A 26,929-nucleotide genomic window follows, 5' to 3' on the forward strand; every position below is an offset into this window, starting at 1 on the left:
CTTGCCGGAAAATCAACAATTCTCCCCATGAAAACCAGTCTGGACGAATTGCAGGCCTTTGTCGCCGTGGTGGACGGCGGCTCGATCACCGCGGCGGCCGAGCAGCTGGGCCAGACCGTCTCCGGCATCAGCCGCGCCCTGGGCCGGCTGGAGAAGAAGCTCGACACCACCCTGCTCAGCCGCACCACCCGCCGGCTGCAGCTGACCGAGGAAGGCACGCTGTTCCTGGCGCGCGCCCGGGCCATCCTGGCCTCGATCGAGGATGCCGAAGAACAGATGGCGCTGCGCCGCCAGCAGCCCGCCGGCCGGCTGCGGGTGAATGCCGCCACGCCCTTCATGCTGCATGCGGTGGTGCCGCTGGTGCCGGATTTCCGCGCCGCCTATCCGCAGATCACGCTGGAGCTCGATACCGACGAGCTCTACATCGACCTGCTGGAGCGGCGCACCGACGTGGCGATCCGCATCGGCCCCCTGCGCGACTCCACCCTGCATGCCCGCACCCTGGCGACCAGCCGGCTGCGCCTGCTGGCCAGCCCGGCCTACCTTGCGACCCACGGCAAGCCGCGCAGCGCGGCCGATCTGGCCGGGCACATGCTGGGCGGCTTCAGCCAGACGGAATCGCTCAACCGCTGGCCGCTGCGCGGCGACACGGGCGACGGCTGGCCGATCACGCCGCAGATCTCGGCCTCCAGCGGCGAAACCCTGCGCCAACTGGCGCTGCAGGGCACGGCCATCGTCTGCCTGTCGGATTTCATGACCGCCGCCGACCGCGCCGCCGGCCGGCTGGTGCAGGTGCTGCCGCGCGAGACCCTGGAGCAGCGCCAGCCGATCAGCGCCGTCTACTACCGCAACACCCAGCTGGCCTCGCGCATCGGCTGCTTCCTGGATTTCCTGCAGCAGCGCCTGGGCGACGGCGCCTTCGGTTAGGCCGAGGCGCGTTCCCTGGCCAGCTGGCGGATCGCCTCGACATAAGCCTCGGGCGGCTGGCCGCCCTGGATCAGGTAGCGCTCGCCCAGGATCACCGAGGGCACGGCCGTGATGCCGTGCTGCTGGTAGAACTGCTCGCGCTCGCGCACTTCCTCGGTGTAGCGGTCGCTCTCGATGACGGTGCGGGCGCCGTCCGCGTCCAGCCCCGCCTCGACGGCGCAGGCCAACAGCACGGCCGGGTCACCCGGGTTGAGCGCCTCGCCGTGATAGGCCTTGAGCAGCGCATGCTTCAACTCGCGCTGGCGGCCCTGCTCGCCGGCCCAGTACAGCAGGCGGTGCGCATCGAAGGTGTTCCAGATGCGGCCGCGCCCGGCCGGGTTGAAGGCGAAGCCGACCGCCGCGCCGCGCTCGCGGATGGCGGCGCGCGAGGCTTCCTGCTGGGCCGGCGTGCTGCCGTACTTGCGGCCGATGTGCTCGGTGACGTCCTCGCCTTCGGGCGGCATCTGCGGATTGAGTTCGAAGGGCTGGAAATGCAGTTCCACCGGCACGTTGCCCTGCAGCTGCTCGAGCGCGCGCTCCAGTCCGCCGAGCCCGACGGCGCACCAGGGGCAGGCCACGTCGGAGACGAAATCGATGCGGATGGGTGTGTTGGGGGTGGAGGTATCGGCCATGGGCCCAGAATAAGGGCAAGTCCAATCCCCGAGAGCGTCTGCGCCCATGTCCACCGCACCGTCCAACCTGATCGGAAACTATTTCGGCCGCGCCGAGGCGCTGGAGAACGTGGTCGACTGCATCCTGCCCCTGCTGACGCCCGACCAGAAGGAAGCGCTGGCCACCGCGCTCACCAACCTGTCGCTGAACCCGCCCGAAGGCACGCCGCAGAACTGGCAGTACGACCCGGAATATTCGGCGGCGCTCGACGGCGTCTACCAGACCCTGCTGGTCGAGCTCTGGCGCGAAAGCTGAAAAACCGCCTCAGGGCCTGATCTGCGGCTGAAAGACGATCAGCCCCATGCCGCACAGCGCCACCGCCACACCGGCGGCATCCCACCAGGTCGGCCGCACCTGGTCCACCAGCCACAACCAGGCCAGCGCCACGCCGATATAGACACCGCCGTAGGCGGCATACACCCGGCCGGCGGCGCTCTCGTGCAGCGTCAGCAGCCAGGCGAACAGCGCCAGGCTGGCCGCGGCCGGCAGCAGCAGCCAGGCGCTGCGACCCTGTTTGAGCCACAGCCAGGGCAGGTAGCAGCCCACGATCTCCGCCAGCGCGGTGGCCACATACAGCAGGAATGTCTTCATCGCGGAGATTCTGCAACGGTGCCGGCCGTGGCAGCCCGGACGAAAGCCGGATAAACGGGGTAAAGCGCCTCGCGGGCCTGAATTCCCGACTTAAGCAATTGACGCCCAACAGAACTTCTTGATTCAATGCGCTTGCGGATGGTCACGAGTCCATTCATTCCATTGAAGCAGCGCCAGGCAAGAAGGCGCATAGGAGCCCTCATGTTGAAAACTTTGTCGGTCAAGACCAAGCTGGCCTTGAATTTTGGCGCCCTCACCGCATTGGTCATGCTGGTGGCCTGCATCTGCCTGATGGCGCAAGCCGATGCCAACCGGCAATTCAGCAACTACGTCAACGGCCTGAGCGCCCGCGCGGATGTTGCCGAGACCGTCAGGACCGCCGTGGACCGGCGTGCGATCGCCGCACGCAATCTGGTGTTCGCCACCAAGCCCGAGGACCAGAAGCGGGAATACGAGGCGGTGGTCAGCGCGCACAAGGACGTGGGCGAGCGCCTGAGCAAGCTCGGCCAGATGCTGCGCGACGCACAGGACCCGAATGAAAAGGCCAACGAGCTCTACGCGCGCATCGTGAAGATCGAACAGCAGTACGCACCCGTGGCGCTGAACATCGTGCAGCTGGCCCAGGCGGGCAAACGCGACGAGGCCACGGCCGACATCCTGGACAAATGCATTCCGCTGCTGCAACAGCTGGTGCAGGCCAGCCGCGATTTCAGAGCCTTCACCGACGCCCGCGCCCACGACCTGATCGGTCAGGCCGAAGCCCGCTTCGAACAGCAGCGCGCCATCATCATCGGCTTCTGCATCGCCGCTACGCTGCTCGCGCTGGCCTTCGCCTACATCATCACCACCAGCATCACCCGGGCGCTGGACCGCGCCGTGACGGTGGCCGACCACATCGCCGAGGGCGACCTGTCCAACGACATCACCGTCACCTCGACCGACGAGACCGGCCGGCTGCTGCTGGCCCTGCGCGAGATGCAGGGCAAGCTGGTCGGCATCGTCGGCACGGTGCGCAGCAATGCGGTGCAGGTGGCCTCGGCCAGCTCCGAGATCGCCGCCGGCAACCACGACCTGAGCATGCGCACCGAGCAGCAGGCCTCCGCCCTGCAGCAGACCGCCGCCTCGATGGAGCAGCTGGGCTCCACCGTGCAGAACAACGCCATGCATGCGCAGAGCGCCAACAAGCTGGCCTCCGAAGCCTCGCAGATCGCCCAGCGCGGCGGCGGCGTGGTCGAGCAGGTGGTGCAGACCATGAAGGGCATCCAGGACAGCTCGGGCCGCATCAACGACATCATCGGCGTGATCGACGACATCGCCTTCCAGACCAACATCCTGGCGCTCAACGCCGCGGTGGAAGCCGCCCGTGCCGGCGAACAGGGCCGCGGCTTCGCGGTGGTGGCGGCCGAGGTGCGCAACCTCGCCAGCCGCAGCGCATCGGCGGCCAAGGAGATCAAGACGCTGATCAGCGAAAGCGTGCAGCAGGTCTCGCGCGGCACCGACCTGGTGGACCAGGCCGGCAACACCATGCAGGAAGTGGTGCAGGCCATCCAGCGCGTCAGCACGCTGATGGGCGAGATCAGCCTGGCCAGCGACGAACAGAGCGAAGGCGTGCGCCAGGTCGGCGAGGCGGTGGTGCTGATGGACCAGGCGACGCAGCAGAACGCCGCCCTGGTCGAACAGGGCGCGGCCGCCGCTTCGGGCCTGCGCCAGCAGGCCGAGCAGCTGGTGACGGCGGTGTCGGTGTTCCACGCCGAACGCGGCCATGCCGGCGGCGGCGGCGCGCTGATGCTGGCCTGACGCGCGGCCAGCCCGTCCCCTATATGCAGGCGCACAAACAGCGGATCTTCGTAGGCGCCTGGATCGCCGGTGTGCTGGCGGTCGTCGTGCCGCTGGCCTTGTCGCTGTATCTGTCGCACCGCTGGGGCGATGAACGGGTCACGGCCGAGCTGCGCCAGCTCGATACCGACCTGCTGCGCCGGGTGCGGGCCTCGCGGGAGCAGTCGCAGGCCATCTTCGAGGCGCTCAAGGCCGAGCCGGGCGGCCCCGCCTGCGGGCCTGCGCAGCTGGCGCGCATGCGGGTGCTGGCGGCCAAGGCCAGTTACCTGCAGGCGGTCGGCCGTATCGAAGACGAGGTGCTGACCTGCTCGACGCTGGGGCTGGAGACGGCCATCCGGCTGGGCATCCCCAGCCGCGTCGATGCCGATGGCACGGCCTGGTGGAACACGGTGGAGTTCCCGCAGATCCCCGGCGCGAAATTCAACGTCGCCGAGCGCGAGGGCTATGCCGCCATCGCCTCGCCCGACCTGGTGATCGACATCCTCAAGCCGGACTCGGTCATTTCGCTGGCCCAGATCAGCACCCGCGACCACGAGATCATCCGCTCGCGCGGCACCATCCTGCCCGAATGGTTCGCCCGCTTCGAGGGCGAACCCATCCTGTTCGAGGACGACGAATACCTGGTCGCCATCCAGCCCTCCAACACCGGCAACAGCGCGGCCATCGCCGCCATGAAGCAGAGCGATGTCAGCCAGCGCATCCTGCAGCTCGGCCTGCGCCTGGTGCCGCTGTACCTGCTCGGCGGGCTGCTGCTGGCCGGCGCCATCTATGCCCTGGCGCGGCAGCGGCTGTCCTTCAAGGCCGACCTGCGTTATGCGCTGGAGCACAAGCAGTTCTACATGGTCTACCAGCCGGTGATGGAGCTGGCCACCGGCCGCTGCGTGGGCGCCGAGGCGCTGATCCGCTGGAATCAGAGCGACGGCCAGATGGTGAGCCCGCTGGTGTTCATTCCGGCGGCCGAGGAGCATGGCCTGATCCAGCAGGTCACGCTGCAGGTGATGGAGATGGTGGCGCGCGACGCGGCCGACCTGATCCGCGACTATCCCGAGACCCACATCGCCATCAACTTCTCGGCCGAGGACCTGCACTCGCCCGAGACCGAGGCCCGGCTGCAGACCCTGCTCAAGGACGCCGGCGCCGCATCCAGCAACATCCTGATCGAGGCCACCGAACGCGGGCTGATGACGCCGGAGAAGGCCAAGGCGGTGCTGATCTCGGTGCGATCCAGCGGCTTCAAGGTGGCGATCGACGACTTCGGCACCGGCAATTCCAGCCTGTCCTATCTGGCGACCTACGACCTGGACTTCCTGAAGATCGACAAGATGTTCGTCGATGCGCTCGGCTCCGACGCGCCGACCGCGCGGGTGGCCTTCCACATCATCGAGATCGCCCGCTCGCTGGGCCTGCAGATGATCGCCGAGGGCGTGGAGACGCAGGCCCAGTGCGACATCCTGACCGGCGCGGGTGTGCAGTACGCCCAGGGCTGGCTGTTCGGCAAGCCGATGCCGATGCGCAGCCTGGTCGAGTTCATCGGCCAGCGCCATCGGCTGGCGGACGTGCCGCCCGAGCATGTGCCCGCCACGACCGCCTGACAAAGAGTCACCGCCAGTCGAAACGCAGCCCCAGCGTCACGAAGTTGGAGCCCACGCCCTGGGGCGCCACCAGGCCGTAGACGCCCGATCGGTGGTGCAGCCGCAGCACCAGGGCCGTGCCGGGCGCATCGGCCAGCCGGCCCTCCAGCTCCAGGCCTATGTAGTTCTGCAGGCGGGAGCGTCTGTCGGGCTCGTCCTGCGGTCCGTCCTCGGCCGAAGGCCGGCCCAGCGCCAGCGAAGGCCCCATGCCGCCGCCGGCGCGCAGGCGCAGCCCGCCCCAGTCCGAATAGGCGGTGTGCGCCATGTAGGCCAGGGCCAGCTCGCCGTTGTGCTGGCCGCTGAAGTGCTTCAGGCCTATCCATTCCAGCTCCGTGGTGACCGGCTGCATGCCGAGCGAGCCGAAAAAGCCGCCCAGCCACGGCGGCGTGCCGACCGGTTCGAGCCAGCTGCCGCCGAGGAAATACGAGTCGCGCCAGTCCAGGCGCCCGCGCACCGCGTCGAAGGCGAAGGGCGGCAGGTCGTTGGCCACCAGCTGGCCGGCATACAGGGTCCAGCGGCTGGGATCCGCGGCCTGGCAGGCGCCGCTGGCCAGGGCCGCCGCGCAGGCCACGGTCGCCAGCAGCAGGGCTGTGGAAGGGGAAAAGCGCATGGGAAGCCTTCGTCGCATTCATCGCATTCGTCGCAGCACTGCGGATTACAGCGCTGGCGCCCGCCGCCGTCCGGCCATGTTTTGTTAACGATTCGACAAACCGAAAGACCCGACGTGCGCCTGCGGATGACGCCGCGGCGGCGAGGACCGCCGTACCATCGGCCCGTCCATCCCAGCCCCGTCGCTGCGCAGTCCTTCCATGGCCCCTCCCCGCTGATGCAATGACAGCGCCCTCCCCACCACCGCCGCCGTCCGCCGACTCCGGCACCGACCTCGACGCGCTGGACGGCGGCCTGGCCCGCAGCACCGCCTCCCAGCGGGCGGCCGGCGGCCTGCGCGGCAATGCGGTGCGCGCCACCCAGCTGCTGATCGCCTTCGTCTGCCTGGCGCTGATCTGCCTCAACGGCTGGCTGGTCTCGGTGGCGCGTGGTTACGAGACGGCGCAGATCTCCCAGGCCAACGGCAACCTCGCCCGTTCGGTGGCCCAGCAGGTCGATTCGGCGCTCTCCGATGTCGAGCATGTGCTGGACGACACCGTGTTCGACCTGGAAAGCGCGGAGTTGTCGCCCCAGGCCCTGGAGCGGCTGCAGCCGACCCTGGTCAACAAGGTCGCCCGGGTGGAGCAGCTGCAGGGCCTCTATGTCTTCGGCGCCGACGGCCGCTGGCTGGTGACCTCCGAGGCCCTGTCCAACGAGGGCCGCAACAATGCCGACCGGGACTATTTCATCCACCACCGCGACGACCCAGCACCGCCAGCCGGCTGGGCACGCCGGTCGCGAGCCGCTCCTCGGGCGAATGGGTGATTCCGCTCTCGCGCCGGCTCAACGACGCGAACGGGCAATTCGCCGGCGTGGCCCTGGCGACGCTGCACCTGAAGTATTTCCAGCAACTGCTGGCCCAGTTCCATATCGGCCAGGAAGGCGCCATCGCCCTGGTGCTGACCGACCGGCTGATGCTGCGCATCCCCCATGTCCAGGCCGACATCGGCCGCCAGATGCCGGCCTCGCCGCTCATGGAACAGGCCGCGCGCCAGGCTTCCGGCTCGCTCGAACAGCTCTCGCCCTTCGACCAGACCGTGCGCATGATCAATTTCGACCACGCGCGCAACTACCCGGTGCTCGTCGCCGTGGCCACCGGCAAGGACGAAGCGCTGGGCGAATGGCGCCGGGGCGCGCTGATCCTGACGGCGGTCATGCTGTCGCTGTGCGCCGTCATCGCCGTGGCCGGCCATTTCCTGATCCGCTCCATGCAGTTGCGCGCCAGGGCCGAAGCCGGACTGCGCCAGGCCCGGGACGCACTCGGCACCGCCAACGAAAAACTGGCCCACATGGCGCGCGACGACGGCCTGACCGGCATACCGAACCGGCGCTATTTCGACATGCGGCTGGAAAAGGTCTTCGCCCAATGCCAGCGCATCCAGCGGCCGCTGGCCATCGTCATGATCGACGTGGACCACTTCAAGCAATTCAACGACCTGTACGGCCACCCCGCCGGCGACGAATGCCTCAAGCGCATCGCCACGGCATTGCGTTCCTCGATACGGCGCCCGGAAGACCTGGTGGCCCGCTACGGCGGCGAGGAGATGGTGCTGCTGCTGCCCGAGACCGGCGCGGCGGGCGCGCTCTGCGTGGCAGAGACCGCCCGCAACGCCGTGGCGGACCTGCGCATCGTCCACGCCGGCAGCGACGCGGGGCAGGTGACGGTCAGCCTGGGCGTGGCCGCCTGGACGCCGCAACCCGAGGATCTGCCGCTGGAGATGCTCAATGCCGCGGATGCCGCCCTCTACCAGGCAAAGGCGGCCGGCCGCAACCGGATCCAGTTGCACGGCAGCTGAAGCGGCCAGCGTCGGCCCGCTTGAAACCCGACAAAACGTCGCTATGATTAGCACTCGCCGGGGACGAGTGCCAACAAAACCGAAATGGTGGTTGGCGACTCCCCGGCGATGCCAAGGCGGTGCTGTTGCGCCGCCTCTCGGCTCCCGACAAAACCCTGTTGTTTCGGCTTCCTCCAAGGAGATGCAATGAAGAACCTTCGCCCTCTGCACGATCGCGTGATCGTCAAGCGCCTCGAACAAGAAACCAAGACCGCCTCCGGTCTGATCATCCCCGACAACGCTGCAGAGAAGCCGGACCAGGGCGAAGTCCTGGCCGTCGGCCCGGGCAAGAAGAACGACAAGGGCGAGCTGTCGGCTCCCGGCGTCAAGGTCGGCGACCGTGTCCTGTTCGGCAAGTACTCGGGCCAGACCGTCAAGGTCAACGGCGACGAGCTGCTGGTCATGAAGGAAGAAGACCTGTTCGCGGTCGTCGAAGGCTGATCCAGCCCTCGCCCCTTCTCATCCCTTTTCACAGAATTCCGGAGTAATTAATCATGGCAGCAAAAGACGTAGTCTTCGGCGGCGACGCCCGCGCACGCATGGTCGAAGGCGTGAACATCCTGGCCAACGCGGTCAAGGTCACGCTCGGCCCCAAGGGTCGCAACGTGGTGCTGGAGCGCTCCTTCGGCGCCCCCACCGTGACCAAGGACGGTGTGTCCGTGGCCAAGGAAATCGAACTCAAGGACAAGCTGCAGAACATGGGCGCCCAGCTCGTGAAGGAAGTGGCCTCCAAGACCAGCGACAACGCTGGTGACGGCACCACCACCGCCACGGTCCTGGCACAAGCCATCGTGCGCGAAGGCAGCAAGTACGTTGCCGCCGGCCTGAACCCGATGGACCTGAAGCGCGGCATCGACAAGGCGGTCACCGCCCTGGTCGCCCAGCTCAAGGCTGCCTCCAAGGCCACCACCACCTCCAAGGAAATCGCCCAGGTTGGCGCCATCTCGGCCAACTCCGACGAATCCATCGGCAAGATCATCGCCGACGCGATGGACAAGGTCGGCAAGGAAGGCGTGATCACCGTCGAAGACGGCAAGTCCCTGGACAACGAACTCGACGTCGTCGAAGGCATGCAGTTCGACCGCGGCTACCTGTCGCCCTACTTCATCAACAACCCCGAGAAGCAAGCCGCGCTGCTGGACAACCCGTTCGTCCTGCTGTTCGACAAGAAGATCAGCAACATCCGCGATCTGCTGCCGGTGCTGGAACAGGTCGCCAAGGCTGGCCGTCCGCTGCTGATCATCGCTGAAGAAGTCGAAGGCGAAGCCCTGGCGACGCTGGTGGTCAACACCATCCGCGGCATCCTGAAGGTCGTGGCTGTCAAGGCTCCTGGCTTCGGCGACCGCCGCAAGGCCATGCTGGAAGACATCGCCATCCTGACGGGCGGCAAGGTCATCGCCGAAGAAGTCGGCCTGACCCTGGAAAAGGTCACCCTGGCCGACCTGGGCTCGGCCCAGCGCATCGAAGTGGGCAAGGAAAACACCACCATCATCGATGGCGCCGGTGTTGCCGCCGACATCGAAGCCCGCGTCAAGCAGATCCGCATCCAGATCGAGGAAGCGACCAGCGACTACGACCGTGAAAAGCTGCAAGAGCGCGTGGCCAAGCTGGCCGGCGGTGTTGCCGTGATCAAGGTCGGCGCTGCCACCGAAGTCGAAATGAAGGAAAAGAAGGCCCGTGTCGAAGACGCCCTGCACGCAACCCGCGCAGCCGTCGAAGAAGGCATCGTGGCTGGCGGCGGCGTGGCTCTGCTGCGTGCCAAGCAGGCTGCTGGCGAGATCAAGGGCGACAACGCCGACCAGGACGCCGGCATCAAGCTGATCCTGAAGGCCATCGAAGCGCCCCTGCGCGAGATCGTCTACAACGCCGGCGGCGAGCCGAGCGTGGTGGTCAATGCCGTGCTGCAAGGCAAGGGCAACTACGGCTTCAACGCCGCCAACGACACCTATGGCGACATGATCGAAATGGGCATCCTGGACCCGACCAAGGTGACGCGTACTGCCCTGCAGAACGCAGCATCGGTCGCTTCGCTGCTGCTGACGACCGAAGCCATGGTCGCCGAAGCACCGAAGGACGAAGCTGGCGCCGGCGGCATGCCTGGCGGCGGCATGGGTGGCATGGGTGGCATGGGCGACATGGGAATGTAATGTCGGCCCCCCGGCTTTTCACTGCGCTTCGCTCCGTGTAACGCCACCCCCGAGGGGGAGGCTTCGCCTGCGCCAGGGAGACCCTGGCGCGGCTCTACTCGGAACACGGCGCTGCGTAAGCCGACGCCATTGAAAAAACCCCGCGGTCTTTGACCGGCGGGGGTTTTTCTTTGGGTGCTGGCTTTCTTTAGCTTGGCTGGCGCAGTCTGGCCAGCAGGCCGGCTGTGGAGGGGTCCAGGGCTGTTGTGTCGCCTGTTTCCAGCCTTGGCTCTATGTCTCTTGCCAGGACCTTGCCCAGTTCCACGCCCCATTGGTCGAAGCTGTTGATGCCCCAGATCGCGCCGCTGACAAAGACCCGGTGTTCGTAGAGGGCGATCAAGGCTCCCAGCGATGCGGGGGTCAGCTTTTCCAGGACGAAGAAGGTGCTGGGGCGGTTGCCGGGGAAATGCTTGTGGCCGCCCTCGTCCTGCTTGCCTTGCAGCAGCGCCTGGGCCTGGGCCAGGGCGTTGGCCAGGAGCTTGGGGTGGTGGCCGGGCAGGTCGTGGGCGGCGTCGCGGATGGCGATGAATTCCAGGGGGACCACGTCGGTGCCCTGGTGCAGCATCTGGAAGAAGGCGTGCTGGCCGTTGGTGCCGGGCTCGCCCCAGACGACTGGCGATGTGGAGAAGGGGACCGGCTCGCCGTTCAGGTCCACGCGCTTGCCGTTGCTCTCCATCTCCAGTTGCTGCAGGTAGGCGGGCAGGCGGCGCAGGGCCTGGGCGTAGGGGGCGACGCAGCGGCTGGTGAAGCCGTGGAAGTTGCGGTACCAGATGTCCAGCAGGCCCAGGCGCACCGGCAGGTTGCGCTCCAGGGGGGCCGTGCGGAAATGCGCGTCCATCGCGTTCGCGCCGGCCAGCAGGTCCTCGAAGGCCTTGGCGCCGATGGCGATCGCCAGGCTCAGGCCGATGGACGACCACATCGAATAACGGCCGCCCACCCAGTCCCAGAAACCGAAGGTGGTGGTGATGCCGAACTCGGCCGCGGCCTCCACGTTGGTGGTGAGGGCGGCGAAATGGCGGGCGATGTCGCGTCCGCCGGCCGCCTCGAACCAGGCCTTGGCGCTCTGCGCGTTGGTCATGGTCTCGATGGTGGTGAAGGTCTTGGACGAGACCAGGAACAGGGTGTTCTCCGCCTTCAGGCCGGCCAGCACGCCGGCCAGTTCATGGCCGTCGACGTTGGAGACGAAGTGCAGGCGCTTGGCCGGCGCGCGGAATTCCTCCAGCGCCAGCACCGCCATCTGCGGGCCCAGGTCGGAGCCGCCGATGCCGATATTGACGATGTCGGTGATGTGCAGGTCGCCGCGCACCTGCTCGGCGTAGGCCAGCATGGCTTGCCGCACGGATGCGACTTCGCTGTCGTCGGTGCCCGGCTCGCGCAGGCGGGTGTGCTGCACCGCGCGGCCCTCGGTGCTGTTGATGGCTTCGCCGGCCAGCATGGCGTCGCGTCGCGCCTCCAGGCCGCATTCCCGCGCCAGCTGCAGCAGCAGGGTCTCGGCTTCGGCGTCGATGCGGTTCTTCGACAGGTCGGCGAAGAGGTGAGGCGCCTCCTGGCTCAGCGTGTCGAAGCGCGCCGGGTCGGCGATGAAGGCGTGGCGGGCATCGAAATCGCGGGCGCTTCCATCGAAATGGGTCCGCAGGTTTTTCCAGGCATCGGTTTGGTCGCAGCGCACAAGACTCATCGTGGGATTCGGATTGGGAGGGTTGTCGGATCAGGCCAGCAGCAGGGCGTCGAGCTTGGCGGCATCGACGGCGAAGGCGCGGATGCCTTCGGCCAGCTTCTCGGTGGCCATGGCGTCTTCGTTGTGGGCGTAGCGGAAGCCCGCTTCGTCGTATTCGACGGCGTCGAGCGCGATCGACTTCGCGGCCTCGGGGTCGAGCGCGCGCTGCAGCGGGGCCTCGCTGGCGGCCAGTTGGGCCAGCAGTTCGGGGCTGATGGTGAGCAGGTCGCAGCCGGCCAGGGCGGTGATCTGGCCGATGTTGCGGAAACTCGCGCCCATCACCTCGGTGCGGATGCCGAAGTGCTTGTAGTGCTCGTAGATGCGGCGCACCGACTGCACGCCGGGGTCGTGGGCGCCGGAGCGGGCCGCCTCGTCCCAGGCGCTGCCGGCGGTCTTCTTGTGCCAGTCGTAGATGCGGCCGACGAAGGGCGAGATCAGCTGCACGCCCGCCGCCGCGCAGGCCACGGCCTGGGCGAAGGAGAACAGCAGGGTGAGGTTGGTGCGGATGCCGCGGCGCTCCAGGCGCTCGGCCGCGCGTATGCCTTCCCAGGTGGCGGCCACCTTGATCAGCACCCGGTCGATGTGCACGCCGGCGCCTTCGTACAGTTCGATCAGGCGTTCGCCCCGGCTGTAGGTGGCTTCCTCGTCGAAGGACAGGCGTGCATCGACCTCGGTGGAGACGCGGCCCGGGATGATGGACAGGATCTCGGTGCCGAAGCGCACCAGCAGGCGGTCGACCACCTCGTCGAGCGCCTTGCCCTTGAAGCGAGCCACGGTCTCGTCGAGCAGCGGCCGGTATTCGGGCTTCTGCACCGCCTTGAGGATGAGCGAGGGATTGGTGGTCGCGTCCTGCGGCTGGTAGGCGGCGAGCTGGCGGAAATCGCCGGTGTCGGCGACGACGGTGGTGAATTGCTTGAGCGAGTCGAGTTGGTTCATGGCCTGCGAAACAACGCCTGGATGGATGGGAAAGGCGGATAAAAATGTAACCGGGTTACGGCCGGGCCGATGTCGGAAATTCTCCCGAATGCGGAGCTTGTCGGGCATGGCGCAGGCGAAGGTCCGGTCGGAGAAACTGGATTACAGTTCCCGCTCCTTTCATCGCCCACCCTCCTCCCATGTCCTTCGACCTCGTCCTCTTCGGCGGCACCGGCGACCTCGCCTGGCGCAAGCTGATGCCCGCGTTGTTCCAGGCCTTTCGCCACGGCAGCCTGCCGGCCGGCGGTCGCATCATCGGCGTCGCGCGTGACGATTTGACGGACCAGGCCTATCGCGAGCTGATCCAGGCCCGCTTCGAGGAGGTGGAGGGCGCCAAGCGGCCCAACGCGGCGGAGTTCGAGAAGTTCGCCAGCCTGCTGCATTTCGTGCGGTTGGATCTCTCCAAGCCCGAAGACTATGCCCGGCTCAAGGAGCGGCTCGACAGCCGCTCGGCAGATACCGTGGTGATGTACCTGGCCACCTCGCCGGCCCTGTTCACCACCGCCTGCGAGCAGATCGGCAAGTCGGGCCTGGCCACGCCGCGCACCCGCATCGTGCTGGAAAAGCCGCTGGGCCACGACCTGGCCAGCAACCGCCAGATCAACGAGACGGTGCGTTCGGTGTTCGAGGAACAGCAGATCTTCCGCATCGACCACTACCTGGGCAAGCCCGCGGTGCAGAACCTGTTCGCCCTGCGTTTCGGCAATGCCCTGTTCGAGCCGATCTGGAAACGCGAATACATCGCCAACATCCAGATCACCATCGCCGAGGACCTGGGCGTGGAAAAGCGCGGCGCCTTCTACGAGAACACCGGCGCGCTGCGCGACATGGTGCAGAACCATGCGCTGCAGCTGCTCTGCGCGGTGGGCATGGAGCCGCCGATCGACTCCAGCGCCGATGCGATCCGCGACGAGAAACTGAAGGTGCTGCGCTCGCTCAAGCCCTGGACCCAGGAATCGCTGGAGCGCCACACCGTGCGCGGCCAGTACATCGCCGGCACCGCCTACGGCGAGCGGGTGCAGGGCTACCGCGAGGAGCCGGGCGTGGACCCGGACAGCCGCACCGAGACCTTCGTGGCCCTGCGCACCGAGATCCAGAACTGGCGCTGGAGCGGCGTGCCCTTCTACATCCGCACCGGCAAGCGCCTGGCCTCGCGCGATGCGCGCATCGAGGTGAATTTCCGGCCGACGCCGCATCCGATCTTCCCGGCGCCCGAAGGCGCATCGAACCAGCTGGCGATCAGCCTGCAGCCCAAGGACGGGCTGGAGCTGCACCTGCTGGCCCAGGGCCAGGACGGCCGCGGCAAGGGCGCGCGGGCCGACGGCACCGCCCTTTCGCCGGTGCAGCTCGACCTGGACTTCGACAAGCGTTTCGGCGCCGAACGCGTGGGCGCGTACGAACGCCTTCTGCTGGACGTGATCGCCGGCCGGCTCAACCTCTTCGTGCGTTCCGACGAGCAGGAAGCCGCCTGGCGCTGGGTGGAACCCATCCTCGACTTCTGGCAGACCGGCAAGCCGCGCAGCTATGCGGCGGGCACCTGGGGGCCGAGTGCTTCCAGCGCCATGATCGCGCGCGACGGCTACAACTGGTCCGAAGAGAATGGTTGAAGCAGGCGCGGCCGGGCACGAGCAGAACGGGATGCTGGAGCGCATCCGCGCGTCGCTCGCCTCCCTGGCCCCGGCTGAGCAGCGTGTCGGCAAGCTGGTGCTGGAGGACCCGCGCGTGTTCGCCCAGCTGCCGGTGACCGAGCTGGCCGACCGCGCCCATGTCAGCAAGCCGACGGTGGTGCGTTTCTGCCGCAGCATCGGCTACGACGGCCTGGCCGACTTCAAGTTGAAGCTCGCCGGCAGCGTCAGCGAAGGCGTGCCCTTCGTGCACCGCAGCGTGGACAGCGACGACAAGACCGGCGACGTGATGGTCAAGGTGATCGACAACACCGTCGCCGCCTTCCTGCGCTACCGCAACGAGGCCAGCACCGCGATGCTGGAGCGGGCCGCCGTGGCGCTGTCCGCCACCTACCGCACCGGCCGGCGCATCGAGTTCTACGGCGCCGGCAATTCCGGCATCGTGGCGCAGGACGCGCAGCACAAGTTCTTCCGCCTGGGCATCACCTCGATCGCCTACAGCGACGGCCATATGCAGGTGATGGGCGCGACCATGCTCGGGCCGGGCGACTGCCTGGTGATCATCAGCAATTCGGGCCGCACCCGCGACCTGATGGACGCGGCCGACATCGCGCGGCGCAACGGCGCCACCACCATCACCATCACCGCCAGCGGCTCGCCCCTGGCCGCCGCCGGCCACATCCACCTGGCGGCCGACCATCCCGAGGGCTACGACCGCTACAGCCCGATGGTGTCGCGCCTGCTGCACCTGATGGTGATCGACATCCTGGCGACCTGCGTGGCCCTGCGCATCGGCAGCCCGCTGCAGCCGATCCTGCAGCAGATGAAGTCGAACCTCAGAAGTAAACGCTACGCGTAGGCCTGGGCGCCGGACAGGCGATGGGCCGGCGCCGCCCGGTGTGCCATGGCCGGCGTCCATTCGCGCGCCGGGTTCGGCGGCTCGTAGATGTAGCCGCAGCCGCGCACCGTGCGGATCAGCGGCGCGGCGGTCGAATCGTCCTCCAGCTTGCGGCGCAGGCGCGACACCAGCAGGTCGATGCCGCGGTCAAGGTCACGCATGTCGCGGCCGCGGGCGGTGGTCATCAACTGCTGGCGGCTGAGCACCATGCGCGGCGCGGCCAGGAAGGCCATCAGCAGGCGGTATTCGGATGCCGACAGCGACACCACCTCCTCGTCGGCCGAGACCAGGCGGCGTTCGTCGCGCCGCAGCTCCCAGCGGCCCACCTGCAGCCCGCGCGGCGCGGCGGCCGGCAGCGCCTCCCGCTCGGGCAGGCGGCGCAGGATGGCGCGCATGCGGGCCAGCAGCTCGCGGGGCTCGAAGGGCTTGCACATGAAGTCGTCGGCGCCCAGCTCCAGGCCGACGATGCGGTCGGCGGTGTCGTTGCGGCGGCTGGCCAGGATCACCGGGATCTGCGCATCGCGCTTGAGCTGCTGCATCAGCGCCAGGCCGTTGGCGCGCGACAGCACCAGGTCCATCACCACCAGCTGAGGGCGCTCGCTGGCGATCAGGCGCTGCACCGTCTCGCTGTCCTGCGCGACCTGCACGGTGAAGCCGAAATCGCTCAAGAAGCTGCGCAGGCCGTCGGTTTCGGCCAGGTCGTCGTCGACCAGCAGGACCAGGGGGCGGGAAATGCGATTCATAGGGTAAACCTGGAAAGAAAACAAGGTTTGGTGTGTGTTTGTAAGTTGACTGTATGGGATTTTTTCCCATACAGTCAACCCAATCCTCGAAGCTTTGCACCCCGGACATGATGAAAACCGACGCCTCCACGACGCCGCACGAACACGATCTCGGCCTTGCGCACGACCTGAAAATCCTCGAACGCCAGAGCCGCGAACGGCGCCGCATGCTGGGCCTGATCACCGGCGTGGGCGGCTCGCTGCTGCTGCCGGCCTGCGGCGGTGGCGGCGGTGAAAGCGGCAGTTCGACCACCACCAGCGCAGCCAGCACGGCCAGCGCGACGACGTCCGGCACCACGACGACGACCAGCACCAGCACGACCACCACCTCCAGCCTGAGCAGCTGCGTCGCCGACCCCACCGAGACCGCCGGCCCCTACCCCGCCGACGGCAGCAACAGCCGCAACGGCAGCGTCGTCAACGCCCTGGTCAGCAGCGGCATCGTGCGCAGCAACATCCGCTCGAGCTTCGGCAGCTCCAGCACCACCGCCGCGGGTGTGCCGGTGGCGCTGACGATCTCGCTGGTCAACACCAATGCCTCCTGCGCGGTGCTGTCGGGTTATGCGATCTACCTGTGGCACTGCAATGCGGCCGGCCAGTACTCGCTCTACGACCTGCCGGCGGAGAACTACCTGCGCGGCGTGCAGTCCACCGACGACCTGGGCCAGGCAACCTTCCTGACCATCTTCCCGGGCTGCTACGCGGGCCGCTATCCGCACATCCATTTCGAGGTCTACCGCAGCACCGGCACCGCCACCCAGGGCAGCAACAGCCTGCTGACCTCGCAGATGTGCCTGCCGCGCGATGCCTGCAGCGCGGTCTACAGCGCCAACAGCTCGGTCTATTCCGGCAGCACGGCCAACCTGGCCGGGGTCACCATCGCCAGCGACAACGTTTTCGGCGACAACAACGCCGCGCAGATCGCCGCGCAGACGCCCACCCTCAGCGGCAGCGCCAGCGCCGGCTACACCGCCACCATCGTGGTCGGCCTGGCCCTCTGAGGGCTTCGGGGCCGTCCAGCGACAATCTCCGGCTCCAGTCCGCTCCTTTTATGCCCACCGAACCCGAATCCGCCGCGCTGAACCAGCCGTCGCAGACCCTGGCCCATGTGCTGCGGGTCATGCGGCCGCTGGCGCGCTGGCTGGTGCGCGCGGGCGTGGGACACAAGCTGCTGGCCGAAGCCTTGAAGCCCGTCTTCCTGGAAGCCGCCCGCGCCGAACTGCAGCGCCACGGCCAGCGCGAGACCGATTCGGGCCTGAGTGTGCTGTCCGGCCTGCACCGCAAGGATGTGCGCGCCCTGGGCGAGGAAGCGGCCAGCGAACTGCCGCCCGAGCGGCCGGCGCGTGCCACGCCCGCCCAGGTGCTGGTCAGCCGCTGGCTGGCCGAGGGCCTGCCGCTGCGCCTGCCGGTGGCCGGCGACAGCGCCTCCTTCGATGCCCTGGCGCGCGGCGTCTCGCTCGATGTGCACCCGCGCACCCTGATGCGCGAGCTGCTGCGCCTGGGCGTGGCCGCCGAGGAGGGCGATTTCATCGAACTGCGCCGCGAGGCCTTCGTGCCCGACCGCGCCCATGCCGAGGCCGGCCAGATGGTGGCCGACAGCGTGGCCGACCACCTCGCCGCCGGCGTGCACAACCTCACCGGCGACGGCCCGGTGCGTTTCCTGGAGCAGAGCGTTTTCGCCGACCAGCTCAGCGAAGCCTCGGTGCGTGAACTGGAAGCCCTGGGCAACCAACTCTGGAAGCAGGTGCTGGGCCAGATGGTCCAGGCCGCCACCGTGCTGGAAGCGCGTGACGCCGCCCTCGGCAGCAGCCCCGCCGTGCCGCGCGCCGACCAGCGCATCCGCCTGGGCATGTTCTGTTATTCGACCCGCATGGCCGCCCTGAATCCGCCAGCCTCCGCCCCCGAGAAGGACCCCACCCCATGATGCGGCCCTCCATCACAACGCCTCTTGCCACGGGCTGGCGCCGCGCCTGCATGCCGCTGCTGTTTTTCATCTGCAGCCTGCTCGCGGGCTGCGGCGGCGGCGGCCTGTTCGCCGGTGTCGGCAGCGGCGGCAGCGGCGTCGCCGAAGGCACGCTGAGCGGCTTCGGCAGCGTCATCGTGGACGGCATCGAATACAGCGAACTCGCCCTGCTCGACACCGACCGCAGCGCCCTGCGCCTGGGCCAGCGGGTGCGCCTGACCTTCGGCAGCGACAACGCGGCTCAGTCGATCTCGGTGCTGGCCCAGCTGCGCGGCCCGGTCACCCAGGCCAGCGACGACACCGGCTGGCTGCGCATCGCCGGCCAGTGGGTGCGGCTGGTGCAGAGCAACACCGACGCCACGCGCAGCGGCATCACCCTGCTCGACGGCTTCGGCGGCACGCAGATCGACACCGGGCAGGATGCCGTCGCCTACGGCTCCTGGAGCTGGGACGACAGCAAGGCCGCCTATGTGCTGGTGGCCACCCGCATCGAAAAACTGGCCGAGCCGGCCGACCCGGTGCTGCTGGGCGGCGTGGCGGTGCAGGTCGGCAGCGCGGGTTTCCGGCTGGGCTCGGCCAGCGGCACGCAGGTGGTCGCGGCAAGGCTGCCCTCGCTGGCGGAAGCTTCGGTGGTCTCGCTGCAGGTGGACCGCAGCGGCTTGCTGGCGGATGCCGGCGGCGCCGTGGCCTCGGTCACCGCACAGGACGTGCAGGACGCCAGCCTGGGCGCGCAGGATCTTTCGGGCTACCAGACGGTGCGGGTGGGCGGACTGGCCACTGCCTACGACGGCGCCGCCGGCACCGTCGTCATCCAGGGCACGCAGCTGCGGGTGGCGCCGAACGGCACCCCGCTCGCCACCGGCCAGTTCGTGCGTGCCCAGGCCGACGGCAGCGGCGGCAGCTTCGGTGCCGCCACGGTGCAGCCGCGCAACCGCTCGCCGATCGGCATGGCAGGCGACGACGGCACCGGCGCGGTGACGGAATTGAAGGGCCAGCTGTCAGGGGTGAACTGGACGGCCTCGTCCGTCACTTTCGTGCTGCGCGGCGTGACCGTGCAGGCCGACGCGGCGCAGATCGCTTCGAGCTGCCGCGCTGCCAGCAGCACGCAGACGCTGTATGTGGTCGTCAGAGGCTATTCGCCCTCGCCCACCGCGCCGCTGCGCGCCAATGCGGTCAACTGCACCAGCGATCTGAGCGCGGCCGACGACGTCTGAGCGACCGGCTCAGATGTTGGTGACGCCGCGATTGCGCGAGGGCTGCGTCTTGCGCTGCTCGATCATGGCGGCCTCGCTGCCGGCCTGGGGCGGCTGCGGCTGCTGCTTGACATCGTTGTCCTGATCCGCGCCGTCGATGCGCGAAGGGCTGGGCTGGCGGACGGCTTCGGGCTTGTGTTCGTTGCTCATGGATATCTCCTGGGATGACCTGGGATGTGGGTTCAGCCGCAGCGCACGGCCACGATGCGGCCGAGGGCGTCGGTCTGCAGATCGAGCCGCGAGGGGCGCTGCTCGTCGTCGTGGGTGACGTCGGGCCGCAGCACACGCACCAGCCGTGCGCCGGCGCGGATGCGGGCCTCGTCGGCCAGGCGTTCATCGACCGTCTTGCCGAGCACGAAGCGCGCGGCCGTGTCGTTGCAGGTGCCGCCGGCGTCCAGCGAAGGATCGGGCACGGCAGGAAGCTGTGGCAGCTGGCGGGGCGACATGCAGCCCGACAAGGCGGCCAGCAGGAGCGCCGGGAGTAGGAGGGCAATCTGCTTCATCGGCTGGCGGGGGTGGAGTCGCGCGCCGGTGCGGCCTGCCGCTCGCGGTAGGCGCCATCGAGCGCCAGGGCGCGCTGGCCGCTGTTCTGCGGGCCTTCGGCGGGATCGGCCACCGCCGGCAGGTCGCGCTGGGCATTGGCCCGCGCGCGCGGGCCGCTCAGGGCATTGTTGCCGCCGTAGCGCCCTTGCACGTTCACGCCGGCACCGGAATTAACGCCCGGGTTGATCGTTACCCCCGGCCCCACGCCACCCAGCCCCACGCCGCCGGTGCCGCCATTGGCGGAATTGGAGGCGCCCGGCGCGCTGGCGGCGGCCGCCGCGCCAACCGAGACCTGGGCGGTGGCCGACAGGCCATAGGCGGCGGCGGTGAACACCAGCGCGCGGCCCACCCAACGCAAGGGGGAACGGCCGAAGGCGATGGAATGGAAGATCGAGGGGGCAGGCGAGGAATGCATGGAAGTCTCCCTGTGGGAGTGGCTCAGACCTCGAAGACTATGCCCTGCCGCAAGCAGACCGGCTCGGCCAAGCCTGCGTCGCCCTGTCAGCCGCGACCGATAGAAACACCGGGCATGCGGCCGTCGGCGGTGGACTGACGGTCAAAGCACGTCGCCGCCGTCACGCCCTGCATGACAAGACCGTAACACTCGGTTCCGTGGCGCAGTCGCAAGACGAAACCGCGAAACCATCACAACAACCATACGAAACCAACAAGAGGGCACGACCATGAAATCGCTCATTCTCTGGATCTGCGGCGTTCCGATCAGCGTCATCATCCTGCTGAAGGTGTTCGGCGTGTTCTGAGCACCGACGCAGCAAGCAAAAAGGCCACCCGAGGGTGGCCTTTTTTCGTCCGGCGCGGATGGGCTTACTGCGTCGCGCCCGCGCCGGCGGGCGTGGTGCCGCGCCGCAGGTTCTCCAGAAGGTTCAGGTCGAGCTGGCTGGACGCCGCCTTCACCTCGTCGAGGTTCATGCGCTGCCCGGTCAGCTCGGCCACCACGCCGTTGCGCAGGGTGGTGGTGAATTGGGCGAAGCTGCCGTCCTTGCGGTAGTTCTCGTGCAGGATGCGGCCGGCCTCCTGCCAAGTGCGTTCGGACTCGACCGCGTTCTCGCGCTCGCCCTGCACCACCGCGCCGGCATCGGTCATCAGGCGGCGCATGTGGCCCAGGTCGGTCAGCTCCACCCGCAGGCGCTGCTCGCCGCTGGCGTAGTCGGCCTTGGCGTTGCTGGACTCGCGCTCGCCGACCTTGCCGCCCTGCATCTCGATGGACTTGCGGGCGAAGGGGCCCAGGGTCTCGGGCAGCGCCGCCTTCAGCGATGCGGCGGGCACCACACCCTTGTCGGGATCCTGCACCGCCGGTGCGCCGGGCGCGGCCGGCAGGCCCTGCTGCTTTTGCGCCTGCAGGGCGGCGTCCTGCTTCTCGGAGGCCGAGGCGATGCGCTGGGCCGCATCCGCCATCTGGTTGGAGGCGGCCGCCAGCCCGGCCGCATCCAGGCGCAGCAGGCCGCCCGGTGTATGCAGGGCGACTTCCGCGCCGCCCAGGCCGGAGAACAGGAAATGCGTCATCGCCGAATTGCCCAGCACGCCCACCACCGCGCCGGCCAGCACCACCACGGCGGTGTAAGGCACGCTGCGCCGGGGTGCGCAGCGCATGACGATCGGGATGCCGGTGAACACCAGGTAGGCCGAATACAAGGCGCACAGCAGGGCCAGCGGCGCCAGCGGCGGCACCAGCAGGAACACACCGCCCAGCAGCGCGGCGGTGGCGCCGTGCACCGCCAGCTTGAAGCCGCGTGCCGGTTCGGCCCGCGCGCCGAAGGTGGGCGCGACCAGCGAGGTGATCAAACCCACCGCCGCCAACCCCACCACCGCCAGCAGGTACAGCGACAGGGCCTGCAGCGCGCCCACGGCCCAGGGCAGGCGCACCGCGGCGCCGCCGCCGCGGATGCCGACCAGGCACAGGCCGAGCGCGCTGCACAGGGCCGGCACGGCGGCCAGCGGCAGCAGCACCCGGATCACGGTGCTGGCGACGCCAGCGGGTTCCGCTTCGATCCGGCGCCATTCGGCACGCGGTTGCAGCAGGAGGTTCTTGGCGCGGACGATCACACTCATGGGTCGGGAAACGGCAGCGCCGCCAGCAAGGCGGGACTGCATCGGAAAGGGGCTGAAGGGTCGGGCGAAAAGGCCGCACATCATGCGCGCAAGCGCCGGCTTCACGGGGCCGGCGGGGCCTGGAGTTGTTTCAGAGCGTTGCGAGCGCAGGCCTCAGCGGCGCAGGCCGTCCACCTCGGCATGCAGGGCCTCGGCCCATTCCCGCCGGTCGCGCCCATCGGCCTGCTGCGGCCTGCCGAAGTGCACCACCGCGCACAGCGGCTCGGCGCGCAGGGTGCGCCAGAGCGATCCGATCAGCGTGTCGTCGTCGATATAGGTGGCCACGCCCGAACGCTGTCCGCTGGCAGCGTCCACGAAATGCACGCCCACCGGCAGCGCCGCCGCACCGCTGGAGATGGCCGCCTGCAGCAGGTTGCCGTGGAAGGGCAGCAGCCGGCTGCCGTCGCCGGTCGTGCCTTCGGGGAACACCGCCACGATGTCGCCCGCCGCCAGCGCCTCGGCCGTGCGGTGCACGGTGCGCAGCGCATCGCGGCGGGAAGCCCGCTCGATGAACAGCGTGCCGGCGCCCGCCGCCACCACGCCCACCAGCGGCCAGGCGCGGATCTCCGACTTGGCGATGAAACGCGACCTGCGCGCCGACTGGATCGCCAGGATGTCGAGCCAGGAGGTGTGGTTGGACACCAGCAGCAAGGGCCCGCCGGCCGGCCGCTGCCCTTCCACCCGCAAACCGATGTTGAGGATGGCCAGCATGCGCGCCGCCCAGCGCTCGGTGCAGGCCTCGCGCTCGGCTTGCGTCCAGCGCGGGAAATGCCGGCGGATCAGCCACAGGCCCTTCAGCCCGTGGCCCGTGGCATGCACGATGCGGGCGGCGGCCCGCAGGTCGCGAAGCAAACCCACGTGCGGATCAGCGGCCGTCGGCTTCGTGCACGACCATGCCGCCGACCAGCGTGTAGCGCACACGCGCCGGCAGCTCGTAGCCGCCGAAAGGCGTGTGTTTGCCCTGGCTGCGCAGGGCGGCATCGGCCACGATCCAGCGCGCCTTGGGGTCGAACACGCAGATGTCGGCCACGCCGCCGTCCACCAGCCGTCCGCAGCTGGCCTGCAGCGTGCCCAGGGCCCCGCCCAGCACGCCGGCCGGCGCGCTGGTCAGGGTGGCGATGGCGCGCATCAGCGCATCGGGCGTGGCGCGCTCCTCGGCCCATTTCACGGCCAGGCTCAGCAGCAGTTCCAGGCCGGTGGCGCCGGGTTCGGCTTCGGCGAAGGGCAGCACTTTCATGTCCTCGTCCACCGGCGCATGGTCGGAGACCAGCGCGTCGATGGTGCCGTCGGCCAGGCCCGCGCGCAGGGCGTCGCGGTCGCGCTGCTGGCGCAGCGGCGGATCGAGCCGGGCGCGGCTGTCGAAGAAGCCGATGTCGACTTCGGTCAGGTGCAGGGAGTTGATGCTGATGTCGCAGCTGATCTTCAGCCCCTCGGCCTTGGCGCGCCGCACCAGCTCCACGCCGGCCGCGCTGGACAGCCGGCACAGGTGCACATGGGCGCCGGTGGTCTTCTGCAGTTCGAAGATGGTGTGCAGCGCGATCGTCTCGGCCGCCACCGGCACGCCCGACAGGCCCAGGCGCGTGGCCAGCGCGCCGCTGGCGGCCACGCCCTTGCCCAGGTGGCCGTCCTGCGGCCGCAGCCAGACGGTGTAGCCGTAGGTGGCCGCGTACTGCAGCGCGCGCTGCAGTACCTGCGGGTTCATCAGCGCCACGTCGGCCTGGCCGAAACCGACGCAGCCGGCCTCGGTCAGCTCGGCCATCTCGGTGAGGTTCTCGCCCTGCAGTCCGCGGGTGAGCGCGCCCAGCGGGAAGAGCCGCGCCTGGTGCAGCTTTTCCGCGCGGAACTTGAGCATCTCGACCAGGCCGGGTTCGTCCAGCACCGGGTCGGTATCGGGCGGGCAGACCAGGCTGGTGACGCCGCCGGCCACGGCCGCGGCCATCTCGCTCTCCAGCATGCGTTCATGCTCGTGGCCGGGCTCGCGCAGGCGCGCGGTCAGGTCGATCAGGCCGGGCACGACGATGCAGCCGGAAGCATCCAGCGTGCGCTCGGGCGTGAAGTCGGCCGGTGCGGAAGCCGGGCCGATGCCGACGATGCGCCCGCTGGCGATGGCCACGTCGGCCAGGCCGTCGAAGCCGGAAGCCGGGTCGATGACACGGCCGTTCTGGATCAGGATCTTCATGCTTCGTTCCCTGCGACGATGCTCATCACTGCCATGCGCACTGCGATGCCGAAGGTGACCTGCGGCAGGATCACGCTCTGCTTGCCGTCCACCACCGCCGAGTCGATCTCCACGCCGCGGTTGATCGGGCCCGGATGCATCACGATGGCGTCCGGCTTGGCCAGGCGCAGCTTCTCCGGCGTCAGGCCGAAATGCTTGAAGTACTCCTGCGAGGACGGCAGCATCGCGCCCGACATGCGTTCGTTCTGCAGCCGCAGCATGATGATCACGTCGGCGCCGCGGATGCCGTCTTCCAGGTTGTGGAACACCTTCACGCCCATGCTGGCCATGTCGGAGGGCACGAGCGTCTTGGGGCCGACCACCCGCACCTCGGGGCAGCCCAGCGTGGTCAGGCCGTGGATGTCGGAGCGGGCCACACGCGAATGCAGCACGTCGCCGACGATGGCCACCGTCAGGTTCGAGAAGTCCTTCTTGTAGTGGCGGATCGTGAACATGTCGAGCAGCCCCTGCGTGGGATGCGCATGGCGGCCGTCGCCGGCATTGACGACATGCACATGGGGCGCCACATGCTGGGCGATCAGGTAGGGCGCGCCGGACTCGCTGTGGCGCACCACGAAGATGTCCGCCGCCATGGCCGAGAGGTTGGCGATGGTGTCGAGCAGCGACTCGCCCTTGCTCGCCGAGGAACGGGCGATGTCGAGGTTGATCACGTCGGCCGACAGGCGCTTGGCGGCGATCTCGAAGGTGGTGCGGGTGCGCGTGGAGTTCTCGAAGAACAGGTTGAACACGCTCTTGCCGCGCAGCAGCGGCACCTTCTTCACCTCGCGGTTGTTCACGCTGGTGAAGTTGGCCGCCGTGTCGAGGATGTGGGTGACGATGTCCTTGGGCAGCCCCTCGATGGACAGCAGGTGGATCAGCTCGCCGTTCTTGTTGAGCTGGGGGTTGTGCTTGGCGAGCATGTCAGGCGGTCTCGACTTGGAAGGTGAAGCGGCCTGCGCCGTCGCGGCCCAGGGCCAGCTGCTGGCTGGCGGGAAGCGCCACGCGGGCGGCGGCGAAATCGGCCTGCACCGGCAGCTCGCGGCCGCCGCGGTCGACCAGCACCGCCAGCTTCACGCTGGCCGGCCGGCCGTAGTCGAACAGCTCGTTGAGCACGGCGCGGATGGTGCGGCCGGTGTAGAGCACGTCGTCGAGCAGCACCACGTCGGCGCCGTCCACGTCGAAGGGCAAGGTGGTGGTCTGCGCGCTGGCCGACATGCCGCGCTGGGCGAAGTCGTCGCGGTGCATGGCGGAAGAGATGATGCCGGGCGCATCGTGCAGGCCGAGTTCGGGCTGCAGCCGCTCGGCCAGCCAGACGCCGCCCGAGGCGATGCCGACCAGCCGGGTGCGCGGCGTGAGCAGGCCGCGCACGCCGCGCAGCAGCTCGCCGTAGAGCGCCTCGGCGTCGAGGAACAGGGCGCCGGACGCGCCAGGAGGGGCAGAACTCAATCGAGGCTCCTGAGGAATTGTTCGAGGATGATGCAGGCCGAGGCGGCGTCGGCATCGCGGGCGCCCTGGGACAGGGCCTCGGTGGTGCTGTAGCGCTCGTCCACCTCGTAGACCTTCAGGCCGAAACGGCCGTGCAGCTGGCGGGCGAACTTGCGGGCGCGCACGGTGTTCTCGTGCTCGGCACCATCGGGATGGAAGGGCACGCCGACGACCAGGGCGTCGGGCTGCCACTCCTTGATGCGGGCGGCGATCAGCGCGAAACGCGCATCGCCCTCGGCCTTGACGGTGGCCTGCGGCGTGGCGCTGCGCAGCAGGCGGTTGCCGCTGGCCACGCCGGTGCGTTTCTGGCCGTAGTCGAAAGCAAGAAAGGTCTGGAAGCCCGGCGGGACGGCGGCCGGGGCGGGGCCACCGCTCATGCGTGCCCCGCGCCGGGCGCCAGCATCCACATCTCCAGGCCGAGCAGCTTGAGCGCCAGGTCGTAGCGCTTCTCGACGGGCGCATCGAAGATCACCGACAGGTCGGCGCCCACGGTGAGCCAGCTGTTCTCGGCCAGCTCGCTCTCCAGCTGGCCCTCGCCCCAGGCCGAATAGCCGAGCGTGACCAGCACGCGTTTGGGGCCGGCGCCGGTGGAGATGGCTTCGAGCACGTCCTTGGAGGTGGTCATCTCCAGGCCGCCGGGGATCGTCATGGTGGAGGCGTAGACCGACTCGTCGGCCGGCACGCCGATGGCCTCCAGCGCCTCGTGCAGCACGAAGCCGCGTTCGGTCTGCACCGGGCCGCCGTTGAAGACCGGGGTCTCGCGCAGATCGCTGCGGCCGAGCGAGAGATCGACCTTGTCGAACAGCTTCTTGAGGTTGATGTCGCTGGGTTTGTTGATGATCAAGCCCAGCGCCCCCTTGGAACTGTGCTCGCACAGATAGACGACGCTGCGGTCGAACGGGGCATCTTCGAGCCCCGGCATGGCGATCAGGAAATGATGCGTCAGGTTGATGGGGGCAGAATCGGCAGACATGGCCCGATTTTAGGCCCGCCACG

At 68.8% G+C, this 26,929-nt stretch carries 29 protein-coding genes; 13 read left to right on the forward strand and 16 right to left on the reverse strand.

All coding sequences use genetic code 11. From position 1 onward, the window contains the following. Nucleotides 1–27: 27 nt before the first annotated feature. Nucleotides 28–927, forward strand: coding sequence for a LysR family transcriptional regulator (locus GT347_RS09725; RefSeq protein ID WP_160551765.1), 900 nt, complete (start codon nt 28–30; stop codon nt 925–927). Here GT347_RS09725 and GT347_RS09730 read toward each other — a convergent pair. Further along, nucleotides 924–1,598 (reverse strand): DsbA family oxidoreductase, encoded by a 675-nt coding sequence (locus GT347_RS09730; RefSeq protein WP_160551766.1) that lies wholly within the window; start codon nt 1,596–1,598, stop codon nt 924–926. The two genes, GT347_RS09725 and GT347_RS09730, sit on opposite strands and share 4 nt — an antisense overlap. 46 nt (nt 1,599–1,644) lie before the next feature. Here GT347_RS09730 and GT347_RS09735 point away from each other — a divergent pair, with 46 nt between their 5' ends. Continuing rightward, complete coding sequence (locus GT347_RS09735) at nt 1,645–1,893, forward strand: hypothetical protein (RefSeq protein WP_160551767.1); 249 nt, start codon at nt 1,645–1,647, stop codon at nt 1,891–1,893. A gap of 9 nt (nt 1,894–1,902) precedes the next feature. On the opposite strand, the gene GT347_RS09740 is transcribed toward GT347_RS09735, so the two are convergent. Then, nucleotides 1,903–2,229 (reverse strand): YnfA family protein, encoded by a 327-nt coding sequence (locus GT347_RS09740; protein WP_160551768.1) that lies wholly within the window; start codon nt 2,227–2,229, stop codon nt 1,903–1,905. 201 nt (nt 2,230–2,430) lie between these two features. Here GT347_RS09740 and GT347_RS27940 point away from each other — a divergent pair, with 201 nt between their 5' ends. Both GT347_RS27940 and GT347_RS09750 read left to right on the forward strand, forming a co-directional pair. Then, nucleotides 2,431–4,026: a methyl-accepting chemotaxis protein gene (locus tag GT347_RS27940; protein WP_160551769.1), complete on the forward strand. Its 1,596-nt coding sequence runs from the start codon at nt 2,431–2,433 to the stop codon at nt 4,024–4,026. Between the two features lie 23 nt (nt 4,027–4,049). Beyond that, nucleotides 4,050–5,657 carry an EAL domain-containing protein gene (locus GT347_RS09750; protein WP_160551770.1) on the forward strand — a complete coding sequence of 536 codons (1,608 nt, stop codon included), beginning with the start codon at nt 4,050–4,052 and terminating at the stop codon, nt 5,655–5,657. A gap of 7 nt (nt 5,658–5,664) precedes the next feature. Here GT347_RS09750 and GT347_RS09755 read toward each other — a convergent pair whose 3' ends face one another. Beyond that, complete coding sequence (locus tag GT347_RS09755; RefSeq protein ID WP_160551771.1) at nt 5,665–6,306, reverse strand: hypothetical protein; 642 nt, start codon at nt 6,304–6,306, stop codon at nt 5,665–5,667. A gap of 221 nt (nt 6,307–6,527) precedes the next feature. On the opposite strand from GT347_RS09755, the gene GT347_RS09760 reads away from it, so the two are divergent. The 4 genes from GT347_RS09760 (at nt 6,528) to groL (ending at nt 10,326) form a co-directional block, all read left to right on the forward strand. Next, nucleotides 6,528–7,109 (forward strand): PDC sensor domain-containing protein, encoded by a 582-nt coding sequence (locus GT347_RS09760; RefSeq protein WP_160551772.1) that lies wholly within the window; start codon nt 6,528–6,530, stop codon nt 7,107–7,109. Then, nucleotides 7,106–8,140, forward strand: a complete 1,035-nt coding sequence (locus tag GT347_RS09765; RefSeq protein ID WP_160551773.1) for a diguanylate cyclase — start codon at nt 7,106–7,108, stop codon at nt 8,138–8,140. The genes GT347_RS09760 and GT347_RS09765 overlap by 4 nt, the downstream gene beginning before the upstream one ends. Before the next feature lie 186 nt (nt 8,141–8,326). After that, complete coding sequence (locus GT347_RS09770) at nt 8,327–8,620, forward strand: co-chaperone GroES (protein WP_160551774.1); 294 nt, start codon at nt 8,327–8,329, stop codon at nt 8,618–8,620. A gap of 53 nt (nt 8,621–8,673) precedes the next feature. Next, on the forward strand, nt 8,674–10,326 hold the full coding sequence (gene groL / locus GT347_RS09775; RefSeq protein WP_160551775.1) for a chaperonin GroEL: 1,653 nt from the start codon (nt 8,674–8,676) through the stop codon (nt 10,324–10,326). A gap of 187 nt (nt 10,327–10,513) precedes the next feature. On the opposite strand, the gene pgi is transcribed toward groL, so the two are convergent. Continuing rightward, the gene (gene pgi / locus GT347_RS09780; RefSeq protein WP_160551776.1) at nt 10,514–12,043 is read right to left on the reverse strand and encodes a glucose-6-phosphate isomerase; all 1,530 of its coding nucleotides are present in this window, start codon (nt 12,041–12,043) and stop codon (nt 10,514–10,516) included. 30 nt (nt 12,044–12,073) lie between these two features. Then, the gene (tal, locus tag GT347_RS09785) at nt 12,074–13,018 is read right to left on the reverse strand and encodes a transaldolase (RefSeq protein ID WP_160551777.1); all 945 of its coding nucleotides are present in this window, start codon (nt 13,016–13,018) and stop codon (nt 12,074–12,076) included. A gap of 179 nt (nt 13,019–13,197) precedes the next feature. On the opposite strand from tal, the gene zwf reads away from it, so the two are divergent. Together zwf and GT347_RS09795 are read left to right on the forward strand one after the other, a co-directional pair. Continuing rightward, nucleotides 13,198–14,664: a glucose-6-phosphate dehydrogenase gene (zwf, locus tag GT347_RS09790; RefSeq protein WP_160551778.1), complete on the forward strand. Its 1,467-nt coding sequence runs from the start codon at nt 13,198–13,200 to the stop codon at nt 14,662–14,664. Between the two features lie 31 nt (nt 14,665–14,695). Further along, nucleotides 14,696–15,541 carry a MurR/RpiR family transcriptional regulator gene (locus tag GT347_RS09795; RefSeq protein ID WP_160555288.1) on the forward strand — a complete coding sequence of 282 codons (846 nt, stop codon included), beginning with the start codon at nt 14,696–14,698 and terminating at the stop codon, nt 15,539–15,541. Here the strand turns inward: GT347_RS09795 and GT347_RS09800 are convergent. Further along, entirely contained in the window at nt 15,532–16,323 is a 792-nt protein-coding gene (locus GT347_RS09800) for a response regulator (protein WP_160551779.1), read from the reverse strand. The two genes, GT347_RS09795 and GT347_RS09800, sit on opposite strands and share 10 nt — an antisense overlap. Before the next feature lie 107 nt (nt 16,324–16,430). On the opposite strand from GT347_RS09800, the gene GT347_RS09805 reads away from it, so the two are divergent. The 3 genes from GT347_RS09805 to GT347_RS09815 are packed head-to-tail and all read left to right on the forward strand — an operon-like array spanning nt 16,431 to nt 19,539. Continuing rightward, on the forward strand, nt 16,431–17,363 hold the full coding sequence (locus GT347_RS09805) for a peptidase associated/transthyretin-like domain-containing protein (RefSeq protein ID WP_229722812.1): 933 nt from the start codon (nt 16,431–16,433) through the stop codon (nt 17,361–17,363). 50 nt (nt 17,364–17,413) lie between these two features. Further along, on the forward strand, nt 17,414–18,286 hold the full coding sequence (locus GT347_RS09810; protein ID WP_160551780.1) for a DUF6502 family protein: 873 nt from the start codon (nt 17,414–17,416) through the stop codon (nt 18,284–18,286). Then, entirely contained in the window at nt 18,283–19,539 is a 1,257-nt protein-coding gene (locus tag GT347_RS09815) for a hypothetical protein (protein WP_160551781.1), read from the forward strand. Before GT347_RS09810 ends, GT347_RS09815 begins: the two co-directional genes overlap by 4 nt. 9 nt (nt 19,540–19,548) lie before the next feature. On the opposite strand, the gene GT347_RS09820 is transcribed toward GT347_RS09815, so the two are convergent. The 10 genes from GT347_RS09820 to GT347_RS09865 all read right to left on the reverse strand — a co-directional run bounded on the left by GT347_RS09820 (nt 19,549) and on the right by GT347_RS09865 (nt 26,906). Then, complete coding sequence (locus tag GT347_RS09820; RefSeq protein ID WP_160551782.1) at nt 19,549–19,728, reverse strand: hypothetical protein; 180 nt, start codon at nt 19,726–19,728, stop codon at nt 19,549–19,551. Nucleotides 19,729–19,760: 32 nt separating this feature from the next. After that, nucleotides 19,761–20,081 (reverse strand): I78 family peptidase inhibitor, encoded by a 321-nt coding sequence (locus tag GT347_RS09825; protein WP_229722813.1) that lies wholly within the window; start codon nt 20,079–20,081, stop codon nt 19,761–19,763. Next, nucleotides 20,078–20,536, reverse strand: a complete 459-nt coding sequence (locus tag GT347_RS09830; RefSeq protein WP_160551784.1) for a hypothetical protein — start codon at nt 20,534–20,536, stop codon at nt 20,078–20,080. The genes GT347_RS09825 and GT347_RS09830 overlap by 4 nt, the downstream gene beginning before the upstream one ends. Before the next feature lie 410 nt (nt 20,537–20,946). After that, complete coding sequence (locus GT347_RS09835) at nt 20,947–22,191, reverse strand: Yip1 family protein (RefSeq protein ID WP_160551785.1); 1,245 nt, start codon at nt 22,189–22,191, stop codon at nt 20,947–20,949. Between the two features lie 153 nt (nt 22,192–22,344). Next, nucleotides 22,345–23,082, reverse strand: coding sequence for a lysophospholipid acyltransferase family protein (locus GT347_RS09840; protein WP_160555290.1), 738 nt, complete (start codon nt 23,080–23,082; stop codon nt 22,345–22,347). A gap of 13 nt (nt 23,083–23,095) precedes the next feature. Continuing rightward, nucleotides 23,096–24,409 (reverse strand): dihydroorotase, encoded by a 1,314-nt coding sequence (locus GT347_RS09845; RefSeq protein ID WP_160551786.1) that lies wholly within the window; start codon nt 24,407–24,409, stop codon nt 23,096–23,098. Then, entirely contained in the window at nt 24,406–25,368 is a 963-nt protein-coding gene (locus tag GT347_RS09850; RefSeq protein WP_160551787.1) for an aspartate carbamoyltransferase catalytic subunit, read from the reverse strand. Before GT347_RS09850 ends, GT347_RS09845 begins: the two co-directional genes overlap by 4 nt. Before the next feature lies 1 nt (nt 25,369). Further along, on the reverse strand, nt 25,370–25,894 hold the full coding sequence (pyrR, locus tag GT347_RS09855) for a bifunctional pyr operon transcriptional regulator/uracil phosphoribosyltransferase PyrR (protein ID WP_160551788.1): 525 nt from the start codon (nt 25,892–25,894) through the stop codon (nt 25,370–25,372). Next, nucleotides 25,891–26,310: a Holliday junction resolvase RuvX gene (gene ruvX, locus GT347_RS09860; RefSeq protein WP_160551789.1), complete on the reverse strand. Its 420-nt coding sequence runs from the start codon at nt 26,308–26,310 to the stop codon at nt 25,891–25,893. Before ruvX ends, pyrR begins: the two co-directional genes overlap by 4 nt. Beyond that, nucleotides 26,307–26,906, reverse strand: coding sequence for a YqgE/AlgH family protein (locus tag GT347_RS09865; RefSeq protein WP_160551790.1), 600 nt, complete (start codon nt 26,904–26,906; stop codon nt 26,307–26,309). Before GT347_RS09865 ends, ruvX begins: the two co-directional genes overlap by 4 nt. Nucleotides 26,907–26,929 lie beyond the last annotated feature (23 nt).

Origin of the sequence: Xylophilus rhododendri (assembly GCF_009906855.1) — a bacterium.
GTDB classification, from domain to species: domain Bacteria; phylum Pseudomonadota; class Gammaproteobacteria; order Burkholderiales; family Burkholderiaceae_C; genus Xylophilus; species Xylophilus rhododendri.